14 protein-coding genes are annotated in these 16,633 nt (G+C 62.7%); 3 read left to right on the top strand and 11 right to left on the bottom strand.

Annotated features, from left to right (window positions below; all coding sequences use genetic code 11):
- Positions 1-418: 418 nt before the first annotated feature.
- From H3Z74_RS16070 to H3Z74_RS16035, 8 genes are all read right to left on the bottom strand, one after another.
- The gene (locus tag H3Z74_RS16070) at positions 419-784 is read right to left on the bottom strand and encodes a hypothetical protein (protein ID WP_187760596.1); all 366 of its coding nucleotides are present in this window, start codon (positions 782-784) and stop codon (positions 419-421) included.
- Complete coding sequence (locus H3Z74_RS16065) at positions 781-3,468, bottom strand: RHS repeat domain-containing protein (protein ID WP_187760595.1); 2,688 nt, start codon at positions 3,466-3,468, stop codon at positions 781-783. Before H3Z74_RS16065 ends, H3Z74_RS16070 begins: the two co-directional genes overlap by 4 nt.
- Positions 3,459-7,556 carry an RHS repeat protein gene (locus H3Z74_RS16060; RefSeq protein ID WP_187760594.1) on the bottom strand — a complete coding sequence of 1,366 codons (4,098 nt, stop codon included), beginning with the start codon at positions 7,554-7,556 and terminating at the stop codon, positions 3,459-3,461. Before H3Z74_RS16060 ends, H3Z74_RS16065 begins: the two co-directional genes overlap by 10 nt.
- Before the next feature lie 126 nt (positions 7,557-7,682).
- The gene (locus H3Z74_RS16055) at positions 7,683-9,005 is read right to left on the bottom strand and encodes a Calx-beta domain-containing protein (protein WP_229726625.1); all 1,323 of its coding nucleotides are present in this window, start codon (positions 9,003-9,005) and stop codon (positions 7,683-7,685) included.
- Between the two features lie 479 nt (positions 9,006-9,484).
- Positions 9,485-10,114, bottom strand: coding sequence for a JAB domain-containing protein (locus tag H3Z74_RS16050; RefSeq protein WP_187760592.1), 630 nt, complete (start codon positions 10,112-10,114; stop codon positions 9,485-9,487).
- A complete protein-coding gene (locus H3Z74_RS16045; protein ID WP_187760591.1) occupies positions 10,009-10,494 on the bottom strand; it encodes a hypothetical protein in 486 nt (161 codons plus the stop codon). Before H3Z74_RS16045 ends, H3Z74_RS16050 begins: the two co-directional genes overlap by 106 nt.
- A 39-nt stretch (positions 10,495-10,533) precedes the next feature.
- Positions 10,534-10,875 carry a hypothetical protein gene (locus H3Z74_RS16040; protein ID WP_187760590.1) on the bottom strand — a complete coding sequence of 114 codons (342 nt, stop codon included), beginning with the start codon at positions 10,873-10,875 and terminating at the stop codon, positions 10,534-10,536.
- A gap of 38 nt (positions 10,876-10,913) precedes the next feature.
- Positions 10,914-11,459 carry a helix-turn-helix domain-containing protein gene (locus H3Z74_RS16035; protein ID WP_187760589.1) on the bottom strand — a complete coding sequence of 182 codons (546 nt, stop codon included), beginning with the start codon at positions 11,457-11,459 and terminating at the stop codon, positions 10,914-10,916.
- A 260-nt stretch (positions 11,460-11,719) separates the two neighbouring features.
- On the opposite strand from H3Z74_RS16035, the gene H3Z74_RS16030 reads away from it, so the two are divergent.
- Positions 11,720-12,670: a TolB family protein gene (locus H3Z74_RS16030; RefSeq protein ID WP_187760588.1), complete on the top strand. Its 951-nt coding sequence runs from the start codon at positions 11,720-11,722 to the stop codon at positions 12,668-12,670.
- 215 nt (positions 12,671-12,885) lie between these two features.
- Positions 12,886-13,095: a hypothetical protein gene (locus tag H3Z74_RS16025; protein ID WP_034159594.1), complete on the top strand. Its 210-nt coding sequence runs from the start codon at positions 12,886-12,888 to the stop codon at positions 13,093-13,095.
- 9 nt (positions 13,096-13,104) lie between these two features.
- Here H3Z74_RS16025 and H3Z74_RS16020 read toward each other — a convergent pair whose 3' ends face one another.
- Entirely contained in the window at positions 13,105-13,992 is an 888-nt protein-coding gene (locus H3Z74_RS16020) for a TolB family protein (protein WP_187760587.1), read from the bottom strand.
- On the bottom strand, positions 13,989-15,074 hold the full coding sequence (locus H3Z74_RS24460) for a hypothetical protein (RefSeq protein WP_229726624.1): 1,086 nt from the start codon (positions 15,072-15,074) through the stop codon (positions 13,989-13,991). Before H3Z74_RS24460 ends, H3Z74_RS16020 begins: the two co-directional genes overlap by 4 nt.
- Before the next feature lie 106 nt (positions 15,075-15,180).
- Between H3Z74_RS24460 and H3Z74_RS16010 the strand changes: the two genes are divergently transcribed.
- Entirely contained in the window at positions 15,181-16,119 is a 939-nt protein-coding gene (locus H3Z74_RS16010) for a LysR substrate-binding domain-containing protein (RefSeq protein ID WP_187764363.1), read from the top strand.
- Between the two features lie 10 nt (positions 16,120-16,129).
- Here H3Z74_RS16010 and H3Z74_RS16005 read toward each other — a convergent pair whose 3' ends face one another.
- Positions 16,130-16,555, bottom strand: a complete 426-nt coding sequence (locus H3Z74_RS16005; protein WP_187760586.1) for a hypothetical protein — start codon at positions 16,553-16,555, stop codon at positions 16,130-16,132.
- Between the last annotated feature and the right edge of the window lie 78 nt (positions 16,556-16,633).

Raw genomic sequence — 16,633 nt, 5'->3', positions numbered from 1 at the left:
ATAGGGATTAACTCTTGCCCCTTTGTCGTCTAGCGCCAACACCCATCCTTCTCTCCAAATACTCCACAATTCTTCCTGATCGATAACCTTCTTTAAAAAGTAACGGTATCTATCATTGCTGTTCAAATTGACGATAGATTCCACTTCTCGATCGCTAGGCTTCCATGAAATTCTAATAGCCTTCATATTTATACTGTAACTTGCGCAAAATTGCCTTGGAGATAGCTGTATCCATAGTAAAATACTTTATTTTCTTCAAAGTCTCGCAGATGGTCAAGGTTTTTTCTATGGGAAGGCATATGAGTTTGCGCTATAAACATTTAAGGAATAACATTAATTAATTAGTATTGTAAATGCATAACTCAATAGTTATTTTGTATCTATGATACATTTAAATCATAGTGAGCATATTAGTATTTTAATTTAAAATGAACTTGATTTTGGTAGGATAAAATGAATCATTGGAAAATACTTTAATTTTATTAATGCCTTTAATTGCATCTATACTGATAATTTCCCTAACGTTAGAATCGTTGAATGATATTTTACCACTATCGGATTTAATATATCCGGAGAACCTAATTTCTTCCTTAATGTATTCCGATTCCGAAGATATAGATAATTCAACTTGTTCATCATCTTCATGAGCGGTCCATACTGATATGCAGTTTTCAGTATAAAGAATTGGCCCTGCGCCTGTGTCTGGTGGTACATCAATAATCATATTTGGATCGTATATAAATACAATACCATTGGGTACTGAGTACAGTATATTTCTAGTCATCTCTTGGTTTCCTTTCGTCTCCGTTTCATGATTTCCTGAGTAACTTCACCTCCTTGACGCCTGCTGCATGAAGCACAATGAGGATAGAGCCGTTGAGGGGATCCGCTCGAATTTAAAGCAGACGGAGGCTGATGATCTGGAATAGCATTACCGCTAGGCGTTTTCGGCTTTCTCGTTCCACATGTGTGACACCCTGTATCTCTCATATTGCGATTAGTCGCCTCTCTTTCGCTGGGCGTAAAATCGCGCTCAGGACCACGTGCGGGGATAGAGTTTCCTGCATGCGGTCCAGGCAGAAGCGTGGACGGCTTTAGTGCTGGGCCTCTCGGTACCACTGGAGAAGAAGGGACGGAAGGTCCGAATATTGCCGTGAGTATCCTAATCGCAGGCCCAGAAAGAGGAACATATTGAGCCAGCTCTAAGGACTCTGGAGGAGGTGGGTTATCCTTCATCGCCTCGGCGAGAGAAAGTGCTGTTTTATAGCCTACACTTCCGGACTCTCGGCCATCTGGATCCATTCTATTCATAGGATCATTCGCAACATATGCATAGAGATTGACCTGATCGTCATACCCGATGGGATCGGTCTGCAGGAATCGCCCTAGGCTCGGCGAGTAAATCCGTGCCTTGTAGTGGTACATACCAAGCTCTTGCAGCCAGGCCTGGCCGGTATATTGGAACCGCCCGAACTGCCCCGGCGCTGCGGTGCCATAGCCATTGGGGATGCCATATTCGTCATAGGCATTGATCGCGATCAGCGCGCCGGCCGCATTGGCCGTCGAGATGATCGAGCCCTGATGATCACTCTGCAAGCTGCGGCGATCGGTCAGGCCTGCCCCCTCATACCAGAGCAGCGGATCATCCTCGGCCGGGCCATGCACATAGCGTCTCAGCAGCGCGCCGGCAGCGCTGTACTCCGCGACCAGCTCATCACCATCGTAGAGGAAAAGTGTGTCGGTCGTCGCGCTCGGCGAACTGGTCGTGCCCGATACCTTGTACAGCCGACCCATCGGGTCCCAGGCAAGTGCCGCCGTCGTCGTGGCGCCCGTTCGCGACACCAGCCGGTTCTCGACATCATATCCGAAGCTATTGCCCGCGCCGTCGCCAAGCAGATTGCCGTTCGCATCGTAGCTGAAGCCGCCGGTATACTGGTTGAGCCCGTTGACCGTATAGGGACGGCTGATCGGAGTGCTCGGATAGCTGGCGAACGCATAGCTATTATTGGTGCGTATCCTGCTGGTCATCTGGCTCGCCGGCGAATAGCCGAACGTGCTGGTCACATCGCTCGCTGTTCCGGCGAGATTGTCCGCAATGCTCGCCAATCGCGCGGCGTGATCATAGCCGTACCCCGTCGTCACTCCTGCACGCGTGCTTCCTGCGCGCCGGCCCTGATTGTCGTAAGCGATTGTCGCAACAGTCGTCGCGCCATTCTCCCGGACCGCGGTCGCCCGGTCGAGCCCGTCATAGTCATAGACGAAGTAATTGCCGTCAGGATGCGTCACGCGGGTGCGCTTGCCGTCGGCATTATATTGATAGGAGAGCGTACGCGCCGTCCCGCCCTGGTCGGTCAGGCTCGAGATCAGCCGCCCGGCATTGTCATAGCCGTTGGTGACGCCTTGGCCGGTGTTCGACCCGAACCGCGCATAAAGTTGAAGCCCGCGCAGATCATAGCCGTAATAGACGTCGATCGCCGTTCCGCCGGGAATATCCTTCACCGCTCTCCGGTTGAGCACGTCATAGCTGTATCGGATGACCTGCCCGTCGCGCTTCATCAGCTTCGCGCGGTTGCCGCCGCGGTCATAAGCGTATTTCTCGCAATCATCCCCCGTGCTGCTGGTTTCCGCCGGGCCGGTGATGCCGCTCGCTTCGCTGATCGTGCCGATCGTGCAAGGCGCGGTCGTGCCGCTTACCGTCTTTGACGGAAACAACCAGGCCACCTGACGGTCGAACCCGTCATAGCTATAGGCCGCGCTGTTACCATTGGCATCTGTCACCGATGCCTGCTTGCCATTCAGCGTATAGCCATAGGTGACATAGGCCTGCTCGAGCGCCGGAGCGATCGTCGCGACCGACTTCCGGATCTGCCGCACTTCGCCTGCCGCTGTGTACAGCGTCTGGGTGATCCGGTCCTCGCCATCGCTGCCGGTCGTCCCGAGCGTACAGGCAAATGTCTTGCTGTAGCTCGTCGGCAGCGCCGGGATCGCCGCCAGGTTCATCCGTGTCGCCACGCAATTGGGGCGATCGTCCTCGTCATAGCTCGTCTGGGTCACGCTCTGGACGCTGCCGTCGTCGCCGAGCATACGCTCTTCGATCTTGTTGCCGCCCGGATCGTAACTGACCAGCATCGTCTGATAGACGGTGAACCCGCTCCAGCTCGCCGGCGCCACTGTCTCCGCCGCCCATGATCCCAGCGTACCGGTCTCGGTCTTGGTCAGCTGTCCGTCGACATCATAGGTATAGCGTACCGCGGGAAAGAGCAGCGGACCGGCACCGTCCGGATCCGGTTGGATCACGCCGGTCAGCCGCCCCTCGCCATCCCAGCGATAGCCGGTGGTATAGGGTGACGCGGCCGATTGCGCCTGCGCCGTGCCGGTCCAGCCGGAAACGGCGGCGAAGGCGAGCGATGTCGCCAGTATCGCGCGGCGGCATGCGCGCACCGATGACGGGATCAACTTCATTGGCATGACGTCAGCCCCGCATTGGGATCGGTCTTCGCGATCAACCGCCCGGCGGCATCGAACTTGTAGCAGGTGCGCAGGGCAAGTCCGCCGCTATCGACCACGTGTCCCTTCATCGCGAACTTGTTGGCAGCGTCATATTCAAAACTGGTGGTCGTGGTGCTGCCCGTCGCGATCGGTTCCTGCTTCGATATCGGCAGGTACAGCGTCCCGCCCAGCGGCGCCGTTCCGGCGAAACTGCCATAGCCGATCGTCGTGACCGGGCAGGTTCCACCGGCGAGCAGGCAGGTACCCGCCGCATTCAGCCCCGAACTCGCCGTCAGCAACTGCCCATGCGTCGCGTCCCAACTGTAGCTTATGCGATGGTCGAGCGCATCGATCTCATACGCCGGCTTGTTGCACGTCGTCAGGCTGGTGCAGGTCGCCAGCGTCGGCCCGCCGACATAGCCGGTCTTCTGTACCAGGTCGGGCAACCCTGTCCCCGGCTTGGCGCGCTGCGTCCGCTGCACGACATTGCCGCGCGCGTCATAGCCGATCAACTCGCTATTGCCCTCCGGCGCATAGGTTTCGGCGACGCGTCCGACATCGTCATACCGCGTGGTCGTGGTCCGCAGCAGCGGATCGACCGACCGCACTCCCTGGCCCCATCGGTCATAATAGGTGACCGCGCCATTGGCCGGGTTGGTCGCCGCCTGTGTCGGACTCAGTGTCTCCGACCGGAACGGGCTCGAATAATAGGTCCATGACTTGCCGTTCAGATCGGTGAGCGAGCGGACATTTGCATCCTGACCATAGCTCAGCGCCAATGCCGGATTGGTTGCATTGCTTGCCTTGTACAGGCGGTCAACCACTACATAGCCGCCATAATAATAGGGATTGCTCTCACCGACCCGGGTCAATCCATAAGCCCATGTCGCGCCGGCACTATCGGTCGACGAGATGACGTTGGAGGTGCCGCGATAGGCGATGACCGGTTTTTGGAAATCGCCCAAATCCGCGAAGGGCTGGCCTTTATTACAGCCATATTCGAAGTTGATGTTGGTGGGATTGTAGATGACCTGCGCGCCCATCGTGACCGTGAAACTCACATTTCCGGATGTTTTGTAATGAGTGGTCGCGGGCCTGGCCGGCAGCCAGGTGAGCGTGTCGCTGTTGGTGCCGGTGTTGGTGCAGACCGGTTGCCGGGTTCCCGATCCGGCGTCGGGTGCGGGATCGGCAATGATCGATGCACCCAGATTGTTGGTCACCGAATAGAGACCCACCACCTCCGGTGATGCCAGCGTGTTGTAATAGAATGTCGAAATCTTGACGCCGGTCGGGAAGGACCAGGTCGAAAGCCGCAGCGCCTTGGGCGAAAACAGGCCGGCAATAGACGGGCTCGACAGATAGGCGGTCAGCGACGACCCCGCCATACCATGGGGATAGGTTCGTATGGAGCCGCCGCGATCGGTATAGGCGATGGTCACCGGGTGATAGAGCCGGCGATTGATGATCCCGGTTATCGGCGTGCCGGTTTGCACCAGGACTTCGCCGTCGGCATCCGCACTGACGAAATTGCCGTTCGCCTGGCGGTAGAATGTCTTGGGCTTGTCGAGGCCCGGTGTGACCACCACGCTGTTGTTGATGCTCTGATCGCCAAGCCAGGCGACCACCTGCGCTGCCGCATAGAGATGCTGTGCGTCCTGGGTCGCCGTCAACTCGCCCAGCGCCTGGATCGCCACCAGCGCGCTGCCGATCGCCTGTGCTCCAGCGCCACCAAGTGCCGCCTCGCCATTGTTGGAAAGCGCGGCCGTCTGGTTCCAGTTGGTCTTCCAGCCAAAACCGAGACCGTAATTCCCCGCTTCATTCTGGTCATAGGCACGCTGGAAACTCAGCGATCTCGGAAAATCACCCGTTCCGTCGACCAGGTCGGGCGGTGGTGCATAGCTGAACGCCCCCGATTTGCCATCGATGCTGGTCGCGCTGCGCAGCGAAGCGGCACTCTCCGCTTTAGGGATATCGGGCGACCGGATCGATTGCGACAATGGATCCTTCGCAACCCCGACACCGCCCTTCAGGATACGTCCATGGCGCGGATCATAAATGACCAGGGCGACGCGATCCGCGATCGAGCCGGTGGCTTTCCAGGCCAGGAAAGCGGATCTGGTCAGCTCCGGTCCCGGGCTGGTTGCGGTGATCGGCAACCCTTCGATCAGGCTTGCCGTTCGCGTAACACCACTATCGGTGACGGAGATTCTCGGCTGGCGCAAACTCCCATGCCTTGGCGCCAGCAGCGAATAACCTTCATTGATGTAACCCTGCATCTCATTGACGGCGGCGGGCGGATAATCGCCCGACAGCTGCGTCTTGACCGAACTCCATGTCGCCGGTGTTGCCAGATAGGTGGGATAGATATCGCCCGATGGCGCGCGCGCCTGTTGCTGGGTCAGCAGATTGACCGCCGCCATGTCATAGACCGCGTCGGTTTCCTGGCGCGGAACCGCGCCTTCCGCGAGCGACAAGCCCAGCCCTGCGGTGAAAGCCGCTCCAGCATCCTGCGTCCCGTCAATCGAAAGCGCGCTGACCGCGGCTTCGAAATCCATCGTCAGCATGCTGTTGACGGTATAGGTCTGATAGGTGCCGGTGGGCTCCAGCTTCTGCGCCGCTTCGTCGATCGTATGCAGGCCGATCAGGTCGTGGACCAGAAAGGAGCTATTCTGCGCTCGCCCCGCCAGATCGAGAAATCGCGAATATTGGCCGGCGACATTCGTCAACGTCCGCCCGATCATCATCGTCTGCGAACTGCCGGTGGTCAGGCTCAGGCGTTCGCTCGCCAGGGCCATGCGGCTCGCCGTGCCCGTGCCCGTATAGCCCCAGTCGTTCGTAACGAAGAAGGAGCCGCCGCCGCACCTTTGGGCGACGAGCTGCTTTGACAGTGTCCGGTCGGCATAGCCTCCCGCATTGGCGGCATAGGGGTGGTTGATCGCGATGCTGACGATCGCCGGGGCCACGCTTGCCTGGCCACCCAGATAATTGGCGCACTCGCCGTCGAAACTCCCCTCGATCACCGGCAGAAGCGGGGTGACGCCGGAGAACTGAAACGTACTCGATCCGGTGTTGAAATAATAATTGAACTGCCGCGTCTGCTCACCGACCGTGTCTGCGAAATAGGTGCCGTAGGAAACGCCATTCAGCGCCACGCTGAACGATGCCCGGAATATGTCGGGAATCTGCCCCGCCCATAGCCGGTCCGGCGCGCCGACCGCATAGGGTAGGGCCGTACGCCGGTTCTCGGTTTGCGGATGCGGGACGATGTCGCGGTAACCGACCAGCGCATCGGCCCGCTTGCCTGCCGCATTGGTCGCGATGAACGCTTCGGCATTGGCTCGGTAAGTCGTCAGTTTCTGGCGAAAGGCGGTATCGTTGAACCCGTCGACCACGGTCGCATTCGCGCCGCCGCCGGCGGCAAGCAGGTCGGTCTTGGCATAACCTGTCGCCGCCTTCCAGTTGAGGCCAGCCACGGCCACGTGCTGCTTGAAGCTTGGGTCGAACAGATAGGCGGTACCGCCGACCGTCGCCTTGACCCAGATATGCTCCATCGTCACCGTGAAGCTGTTGCCGCTCCCTGTGACGGTTGCAGGGATGCCGCCATTGGCGAGCAGCTTGGTCGCGATGGCTGCATCCGCAACTCCGGTCCAGCTCGTGAAATCACTTGCGGACAGGGTGATCTGGCCCATCACATAGCTTGGATTATATTGTCGTCCGCCGGCCGCATCGCTTTCCCGGAGCGCCTCGACCAGGAACTGCGCCTGGTCGAACGCCGTCCCGTAGCCGTCGAGAACCACACCACGCGCGCCCTTCTGCACGCCGAAGATCGGCACGAACTCGACATGGTCGCGGACATGTTCGAAGATGCGATCGATGTCGTAACGAAGCGAGCGCGCCAGTTCCTGGATAACCGGGTCGCGCGTCGCGGCCGCCGCTGGGCTTGCCGGGCTGCCATAATAGCTGAGCGCGGTGGCCGGCGAAACGATCGGCGCCTTGGCGATCACGACTGCTGGCGCCTCGGCATGCGCCGCCGTGCTCGCCAGCAGGGAAACACCCAGCAAAAGCATTGCTCTTGCCCGAAGAGCAGGGCTGATCTTCAACCGAACAGATCGATCATATGCCCGACCCTGTTCAAAGCCCGTTTTCGTCATGCGTCGCCCCGTCAAAATAATAGGTCGTTCAAATCAAAACGGCTAATCCGTTCCGCCGCCAAGACATTGGAAAAGGCCGCCGCTGACATTGATGCTGCCCGTTCCGGTCGATGTTGCGCCTAGGCTGTCGGACACCGTGTAGGTGAAGGTCTTGATGCCTCCCGTCCCATAATCCTGCCCCGCTGGAACATAGTTGGCGATCTGGACCGTGGTGCTGCTCACCACCGAAACGACCAGCGTATCCGTGGTCGAGACGGAGGTCAGCGTCAGCGGATAATTGCCCTCCGGATCTGTGTCGTTGGCAATGACGTTGAAGGGCTTTGCGCCACATCGGATGATCGTGCCCGCATCGTCCGCGACCGCCACCGGGGGCTGGTTGCCGACATCATTATCGTTGATCGTCCCCGATCCCTGGGCCGTGGTGATGGTTGCGCCACCCGATGCAGCAGACAGATTGACCAGCACCGTTTCGGCGGATTCGACGCTTGTATCGTCGATCGTCGCGACATTGACGGTCTTGCTGGTGTCGGCCGGGGTGAAGGTCAGCGTGCCGCTCGCCGCGCTATAATCCGATCCGGCGGTGGCCGTACCGTTCGCGGTCGCGAAATTGACCGTGAAGTTCGATGCGGCAGCGCCGGTCCTCGTCACCGTATAGACAAGGGTGCCGCCCTCGGTCACCGCCTGCGCATTGGCAATGGCGAAGCTTGGCGGCGGTGCGGCGACGTCATTGTCATTGATCGTGCCCGATGCCTGGGCGGTCGTAATGGTGGCATCCCCTGATACATTGAGCAAATTGACCAGCACCGTTTCGGCGGATTCGACGCTCGCGTCGTCGATCGTGGCAACGCTGACGGTCTTGCTAGTATCGGCTGGCGCAAAGCTCAGCGTGCCGTTGGTTGCGACATAGTCCGACCCGGCACCGGCCGTTCCATTCGCGGTGGAGAAATCGACATCGAAGCTCGACGACGTCGCGCCGGTCTTGGTCACTGTATAAACAAGAATGCCGCCCTCGCTGACGGCAGGGGCGGCGGCAATCGCGAAGCTCGGTGCCGGCGTCGGGGTGGGGGTCGGCGTTGGTGTCGGTGTCGGAGTGGGCGTCGGGGTGGGCGTCGGTGTCGGTGTTGGTTGTCCGGGGCATGCCGCCGGCGCCGCCGTCGCGACATCGTACCGCACCCGATTGCCCGCCGCATCGAAACAGGTGCCCGTCCGGCGGCTGTCGTTGGTTCCGCCGGCAATCGAACTGCCGATCAGCCGACCGAGCGAATCATATCGATAGACTGTCGTTTCCTGCGCCAACGCGATCGCGGCGCCGCTGATCAGCGCCAGGCCTGCAGCACCAGTCAATAATCTGGATCTGTCCCGCATTCTGCTCCCCCGCTCCGATCGAATCGGCGTCGGGATGACATAGAACAATTGAGGAACAAACGATACTGTAGAGCCAGCATTATATCCGAAGTGGACCATTACTCCGCAAATCATGGCCGAAGTGACGAAAGGTGCATGCACCGAGGCCGAGATGCATCGGCGGAGATCCAGTGCGACAGCCAATTTTGTCAGCATCGCTGCGTACAACATCCATGTCGGGCCTCATGCTCTTTCCAATCATGAAAGTACGGGTACGGTCCGCTCGACTTAATCCAGAGGCCAAAATGATTGTTTCAATCGAAAATCGGGCTGTTATTCAATAACGCCAGCTCGCTCATGACATCCTGACAAGCGGAAGTTCGTCCCTGAGACGCGCCGACAACCAGTAAAACTCGGAGAAAACAGCTAAACCGCAACTGGCATTGCGGGCGCGCAAGGATCGGCCAGCCCCGAGGGCTACCCTATGGTCGGGCCGCGCCTCACCACAATCCCAGGTCGACCATGCTCGCATGGCCGGTGCTGCCGATGATCACATGGTCGAGCACGAACACGCCGACCGTGCGGGTCGCGGCGGCGATCGACCGGGTCAGTTCCTTGTCCGACAGGCTTGGCGTGACATCGCCCGACGGGTGGTTGTGGACGAGGATCAGGCCGCTCGCGTCAAGCTCCAGCGCGCGCTTGACGATGGTGCGGATATGCACCTGGCACTGGTCGACCGTGCCGGTCCACATCACCTCGTCGCGGATCAGCCGGTGGCGCGCGTCGAGGAACAGGACGCGGAACACCTCATGCCCGGCATAGCCCATCTCGGACCGCAGATAATCGATCACCACCGTCATGTTGGGGAGCAGCGGGCGTTCCTGCAGGTCGGTGCGCAGCGCGTGGCGCATCGCGTTGCGGAAGGCGGCGATCGCGCCGATCGCGGGGACGTCCTGGCCCGAGGCGCGCAATTGCGCGCGGCGGGTCGCCGCGAGCACGCGCGGCAGGCTGCCGAACTCCGCGATCAGCCGGCCTGCGGTGGCCGCAGGATCGACCGAGGCGCCGCGCGCAATGATCGCCTCCAGGATGCGTCGGCACCGTTCAGCGCCACGCGACGCTGGTGGCGCCACGTCGCGAGAATCAGCAGCACCACCGCCGGCCATCCCCAGAAGGAGAGCATGATCTGATACACGGTTCGGATGACGGCGGGGTCGAGCAACTTGGCGATATGTCCCCCCACCGCCATCATCATGAGCACGGTCATCCATATCGGCCAAACCCTGTTTGCAGTGAGCATGACGGCGAGCACAATAAAGAAGAGTAATACATCAACAATGAATACTCCTGTCTCTATATCAAAATAACGCTCCGGCCGCGAAGATCGAACGGCGATCGTCAATACATAAGCGGCAAGAAAGGCAAAGGCGACAATGCGCTCCGGGGCTCCGCCGCGTCTAACGGCGTAGCAGCAGGCGGCGATCAACAGCGCCAGAAAGATGGCGGTCCGCATCATCGATGGCGCGGACTGTAACACCCGCGCCGTCGACTGTCACCCTATTGCGTGAAGACCTTGCGCTTTTGGATGGTCGACTGGCGAACACTCGTCGCTGTCGCCGAACCATGCCCGCAGCCCGACGGCATCGCGTATCGCGGCGAGATCGGGGTGGAGCGAAATGACGTCGCGGCGCGCCTCGATCAGGCGGGTGGACAGTGCCAGCATCCGGGCCAGTTCGTCCAGCCCCGTCGCGATCGGGACGCCGGACAGGGCGCGCGCCTCCATCATGGTGGCGAGGCAGCGGGTGGCGAGAATGGCGGCCTGGTCGATGGCTTCTTCGGCGGGACGGAAGGCGTCGGCGACCGATTGTGCCGCGGCCAGACGTTGATTGAGCATAGCTATCTCCCCGCCGCGCGGGGGCGCGGCTGATCTGTTCAGTGTGACGGATAGGTCCAGCCGATCAGGAGCTGCTGCAGCTCATGCGCGATGGCCAGAAAGCCCGCCACCAGCGCGGCGAGCAGGACGGTCGCGATGATCGACACGATCATCCGGTGCCGGTCGATCAGGTCATACAGGCCGGCCCTTTCCTGCTCGGCCCGGGATGGGGGCGGCGTGCCGGTGGTCGAATGGATGAAGGGAACATAGTCCTCCCGCACCGCATCGAACCCGGCCTGCCGCGCCCCGCCGCCGGGCGGTGGTTGCTGGGGCCGGTGTGCGGTGAAATCGCGCGGGGCGGCAAGGTCGTGCGGTTCGTTGACGAAGGGTTCGTCATCGCTTTCGGGCCGGCCGCGGATCATCTCCGCGGCGTCGAACCGGGTCGCGGCGCCAAGCAGGCGGGTGGCGTTCTCGATCTCGCGGTGGATGGTGTGGTGCGATCGCCCGAGCAGGCGGGCAATATCCTTGGTGCGCTTGCCCTGACCGACCAGGCGCAAACATTCGCGCTGTCTTGCAGACAGTGGATCGAGTCGGTGGTCGCTCATCCGGATACCGTCCGCCAAAACAGGATTGAGGGGAAGCCGAACAATGATCAGCCACCATGGAGTATTTCTTTAACGCGGCCGTTCCGAAATCCCGCACCGGGCGGCAAAAAGAAACCGCTCGGGCGGTGCGGGCGCGACAGGATGCGCCGCGATCGGATATGCCGCGATACGATGAGATCGTGTCGGGGATGTGAAAGAGATCCGCGATCCGTTGTGCCCCGGCGCGGGATCGGGGACGGGATGCCGAAGAGGAGAGGGTGATGCCGCCAATGCCGAAGATCGTTCCAGCGTTGCTCCTGCTCGCCGCGGCGGGGGGCAGCGCGCAGCATGCCGCCGCGCGCCCGGTTCCCGCGCCTCGGGCACCCGCACCCCAGGCCCCCGCGCCTCAGGCCCGCATCGAGCGGTTGCCTTTCTCCACCGCCGTGTCCGATGTCCGCCTCGCCATCTCGCCGGACGAGCGGCACATGCTGTGGGGCATGGTCAACCGCACGCCCGGCAGCGGGCTGGAGATCGTCGAATCCTGGCGGTTCGACGGCGCGTGGAGCGCGCCGGTCGCGGTGTCGTTCAATGGCTCGGCCAATGATTTCGACCCGTCCTTCTCGCCCGACGGCAAATGGGTCTATTTCTTCTCCAACCGGCCCGGCGGCGCGGGCGGCGACGATCTGTACCGGGTCGCCTTCGATCCCGCCACGCGCGCTTATGGCGTGCCGCGCAATCTCGGGCCCCGCGTCAACACGCCCGGCGACGAATGGGCGCCGTCGGTCTCGCCCGACGGGACCGCCTTGCTCTTCTCCTCCAATCGCCACGGGCTGCGCGGCGGGCAGAATCTGTTCATCGCGCCGCTGCGGGGCGGGAGGATCGGCACGCCCGTCGCGCTCGGGCCCGCGGTCAACGGCGCGCAGGATGATTTCGACGCGACCTTCCTCGGCAATGCGCGGCACATCGTCTTCGCGCGCGGCGATGCGGCAGGGGACAAGGGGACGCGGCTCTATGCGGCGCACAAGGAAGGCAAGGGGGGCAAGGACGGGGGAGCGGGGGGCTGGCAGGTCGATGGCGTGCTGCCGGCGGCGATCAACTGCTCGGCCGGGCTGAACATCGGCCCGTCCACGTCGCCCTCGGGCGCATTCTACTGGTCGGCGGCATGCGGCCCGGGCGATACGCGGCTCGACCTGTGGCGCAGCGATTTCCCCGTCGCGGCGGATGCGCCCTAGTCTTTTCCCGCCAGTCGCTCGCCAAACCGCGCGCCAGCGGCTATGGTCCGGTCATCGCCGGCGCATAGCCTTGAGCATGCCGCGACTGAGGGCCGGTTTGTGCTCCCGCTTTACTGGCCCGCGACCATCGCTTCCGTCCTTGCCGTTCCCGACCGCCCGCCGGCGCGATCGCTGCACGTACGAACGGGAACCCGCGGCCGAGATGGAGAAGACCGATGTCGAGAATCCCCGTGCGCCCGTTCCTGATCAACAAGGATGAAACCGGCCAGTTTCGCCTCACCGTGCGCCACACACGCTATAATTCGCAGAATTATCCGATCGTCACCGCGACGCTGCAGGACGAAGTGTTCAAGACCGCCGCCGCGGCAAAGGTCTTCGCGCGCGACAATTTCGGCGCCGAAGCCGGGCAATACGCCACCAAATAACGGGCGCCGCTATCTCGGCCGATAGCGGACGAGGTACAGCTCCATCGACGTCGCGCCCGCCCGCTGCCCGCTGAACAGCAGCCGGTCGGGCTGCGACCAGTCGAGCATCGGGCCATAGCTGTCCTTGCCTGGCATGTTGACGCTGGCCGGCAGGATCGTGCCCGCATCATATCGGCCCCGTACCGGCGACGCCTGGAACAGGTCGACCCGGTCGACCTGCATGTCGCCGGCGCGCGCAAAGACGATCGTCTTGCCGTCCGCCAGGAAAGTCGCGTCGAACTCGTCCGCGCCGCCGTTGACCGCGCCCGCCAGCGGGCGTGCGGCTGCGAAACCGTCGCGCTGGCGGCGCGCGGTGTACAGGTCGTACCGCCCCGCACCGCCCGGACGGTTGCTGGAGAAGAGCAGGGTGGCGCCATCCGGCGAGAGCATCGGTCCGAACTCATTGCCCGGACTGTTGACGCCCGGCCCCAGCGCCTCGGCCGGCCCGAAGCCGTCGCGCGTCACGGCGACACGATAGACATCGTCGCCGCCCAGCCCGCCGGGCCGGTCGGAACAGAAATAGACATGGCGCCCGTCGGCCGAGAAAGCCGGGTCGAAGTCGCGCGTCGGCGAATTGAACGGCACCGGCTGCGCTTGCGCCCACCGCCCATCCACCAGGCGCGATATCCAGATGTCGTAACCGCCCGCGCCGCCGGGGCGGTTGCGGCTGAACCACAAGGCGGTGCGGCCATCGGGACTGATCGTCAGGCGTACTTCCGATGACGCGGTCGAGGCGATGCCCGGCGCGAAGAGCTCCGCGGATCCGACGATCTCGATGCCCGGCCGGTGTGGGGCGGCTGCGCCGCCCAGCGTGGCGATCAGGCCGATCGCCGCGGCGATGCGGGATGCGCGCCTCATGCGACCCTCGTGAAGTCGCTGGTCCAGTTGACCTCCCAGGTCGCGCCGCCATCGGCCGACAGCGCCTGTTCCCAGCGCGCCGATCCGGGGGTGATGCGCGACCAGATGATCCGTGCCTTGACCGGCTTTCCGTCATGCTCGTCGTCGCCGATCAGCATGCGGGTGCCGTCGGCGAACTTGCCGCGGACCGGTGCGGCGATCGTGGCGGGTGTGCGGCCATCCAGCCACCAGCTGGTCCATTCGCCGGTATCGCCGTCGAGCGCGCGCAGGCCGATGCCGCGGTACGGCGCGCCCGGCACGTTCATCACATTGTCCCCGACATTGCCGCGCCCGCCAAGCACCGGCCAGTTGGTAAAGGTGCCATCGAACTCGACCCAGTCATTGCTGCCGACCAGCCGCTGCGCGAGCTTGCGGTGTCGTACCGTCCAGCTGCCGGCCAGAAAATCCCAGTCGCCCGCGCCGGGTGCGGTGTCGGTCCGCGCCGGCAAGGGCGCGGGCGTCGCCGCGGTGCGGGTGAAGTAATTGCGCCAGTTGATCTCCCAGGTCCTGCCGCCATCCGCCGACAGCGCCTGGTCCCAATGCGGCCGGGCGCCATGGATCTCGTGCCAGCGAAATCGTGCGATGACCGGACGACCCTCGAACAGGTCCGGGCCGGAGAACTCGCCCTCATCGCCGTGGAAGCCGCCGCGGACCGGTGCGTCGATCCGCGTCGGATTGCGCCCGTCGAGCCACCAGATCGACCAGGTCCCGCTGGCTGGATCGAACGCGCGGATGCCAAGCCCGCGATAGGTTCCGCCGGGCAGGTCGAGCGCATTGTCGTCGATCGTGCCGAGTCCGCCGAGCGTGGTCCACAACACGCTTTTGCCGGCAAATTCTTCCCAGTCATTATTGCCGGCGAGGCGTTTCTTCAGCCTTTGGTGCGACACGTCCCAGGTGCCACGCAGCCAGTCCCAGTCATGCGCATGCGCCGCCGCGGCGCCCGGCAACGCCAGTGCGGTTCTTCCGGGAATCAGCGCAGCGCCGCCAGCCATTGCCATGCCGGCAAGCACGCCGCGGCGCGTACAGAAGAATGGCTCGGTCAAGATAGCGTCCTTTCGAAACCGCTCGTGATGCGCCTGGAATGACAGGGCAGGGCGATCACTGGCTATGCGAAGATAGCGGAGAGAGGCTAAGTCAGACTTATGGTCGATCCGCACCGATTCCCCCTCGCTCGCCTCGATCCGCGCGTTCGAATGCGCGGCTCGGCTCGGCAGCTTCACCCGCGCGGCGGCGGAGTTGGGCACCTCATCGGCCTCGGTCAGCTATCATGTCCGCCAGCTCGAAGCGCAGATCGGCGTCACCCTGTTCCGCCGCCATGCCCAGCGCGTCGAGCTGACCGAGCCCGGCGCGGTCGTCGCAGAGGAAACGATCGCCGCCTTTGCCGCGCTGCGCGCCACTTTTGTGCGCGCGGCCGAGGCGGATGAGCGGAAGCTGTCGATCACCACCTTGCCGACTTTCGGCACAAGCTGGCTGACGCCGCGGCTCGGCCGCTTTCGCGCGCAGCATCCGGAGATCATGGTCGACCTCGATCTGTCGGCCGAGGCGCACGACCTTGGCGCCGGCGGCTTCGACGCGGCGGTCCGCAACGGCCATGGCCGTTGGCCCGGCTTGCGCACGGTGAAGCTGATGCCGAGCATCTTCGCGCCGCTTTGTGCGCCGGCGCTGCAGGGGGCGGCAGCCGATCTCGGCAGCCCGCGCCGGCTCCCGACGGTGCCGCTGCTCGGCCGCCCCGACTGGTGGGCCTTGTGGCACCGTGCGCTCGGGATCACCGATGCGGCGCCGCCCGAGCGTTTCGGCACCACGCTGTCGGCCGAACATCTCGACATGGCGGCGGCGCTTGCCGGTCACGGCATCGCGATGGGATCGCCCTTGCTGTTCGCCGACGAGATCCGGGCCGGCCGCCTGATCCTGGCGCATGATCTGGTGATCGATACCGGGCGTTCCTTCTGGCTGACCTTCCCGGTCACGCGCCAGCGCAGCGGCAAGATCGCCCGCTTCCGCGAATGGATCAGTGACGAGGCGGCGCGGGAGTGCGCGGCGGGAAGCGACCCGATCCGGCGTGCCGTGCTGATGATGGATCAGACCTGACCGGCTTCGATCAGCTCACCCGGACCGTCATGCCGATAATGAACACCGCACCAATCAGTGCGACGATCGTGGTGATCCAGCCGATCCTGCGCGACCGTGCCCAGCCGCTGCAGCCAAGGCTGGCGAGCAGCGACAGCGTGCCGAGCGAAAAGCCTAGCGTCAGGATGGTCTGCGGCGTGGATGCGCTGAGCGTCGCCATGAGCCGCGGCGCTTCGGGATGAAGCACCGCGGTCAGCATGGTTGCCGCGACCACCGTGACGATGAACGCGACTGACGATATGACCGCGAAGCTGATCGTGACCGTCATCAGCCGGCTCTGATGACCAAGCGTCAACAGGGTCGCCAGGAAGGTCGCCGCAAAGCCGCCGAGAAACGCGCTGAGCGATGCCAGTTGCGCGGCGAGCGTCGACAGGTACGCGGGGGAAAGTGGTTCCATCCGTCGGGATAAGCAGGTCGCCAGATGCCGGGCAAGCGACAAGTGCATCCGGGTTTCCCGGCGCCTGCTCTGCCGGGG

This window comes from Sphingomonas alpina (assembly GCF_014490665.1).
GTDB lineage: Bacteria > Pseudomonadota > Alphaproteobacteria > Sphingomonadales > Sphingomonadaceae > Sphingomonas > Sphingomonas alpina.
Note: the sequence above shows the minus strand (reverse complement) of the source record. Positions and strands in the feature narration are given on the sequence as shown.

Excerpts from the sequence above, each read along its gene's own strand:
- H3Z74_RS16070 (WP_187760596.1), bottom strand. The coding sequence starts at position 784 with ATGACTAGAAATATACTGTACTCAGTACCCAATGGTATTGTATTTATA.
- H3Z74_RS16065 (WP_187760595.1), bottom strand. The coding sequence starts at position 3,468 with ATGCCAATGAAGTTGATCCCGTCATCGGTGCGCGCATGCCGCCGCGCG.
- H3Z74_RS16060 (WP_187760594.1), bottom strand. The coding sequence starts at position 7,556 with ATGCTTTTGCTGGGTGTTTCCCTGCTGGCGAGCACGGCGGCGCATGCC.
- H3Z74_RS16055 (WP_229726625.1), bottom strand. The coding sequence starts at position 9,005 with ATGCGGGACAGATCCAGATTATTGACTGGTGCTGCAGGCCTGGCGCTG.
- H3Z74_RS16045 (WP_187760591.1), bottom strand. The coding sequence starts at position 10,494 with ATGCGGACCGCCATCTTTCTGGCGCTGTTGATCGCCGCCTGCTGCTAC.
- H3Z74_RS16040 (WP_187760590.1), bottom strand. The coding sequence starts at position 10,875 with ATGCTCAATCAACGTCTGGCCGCGGCACAATCGGTCGCCGACGCCTTC.
- H3Z74_RS16035 (WP_187760589.1), bottom strand. The coding sequence starts at position 11,459 with ATGAGCGACCACCGACTCGATCCACTGTCTGCAAGACAGCGCGAATGT.
- H3Z74_RS16030 (WP_187760588.1), top strand. The coding sequence starts at position 11,720 with ATGCCGCCAATGCCGAAGATCGTTCCAGCGTTGCTCCTGCTCGCCGCG.
- H3Z74_RS16025 (WP_034159594.1), top strand. The coding sequence starts at position 12,886 with ATGTCGAGAATCCCCGTGCGCCCGTTCCTGATCAACAAGGATGAAACC.
- H3Z74_RS16020 (WP_187760587.1), bottom strand. The coding sequence starts at position 13,992 with ATGAGGCGCGCATCCCGCATCGCCGCGGCGATCGGCCTGATCGCCACG.
- H3Z74_RS16005 (WP_187760586.1), bottom strand. The coding sequence starts at position 16,555 with ATGGAACCACTTTCCCCCGCGTACCTGTCGACGCTCGCCGCGCAACTG.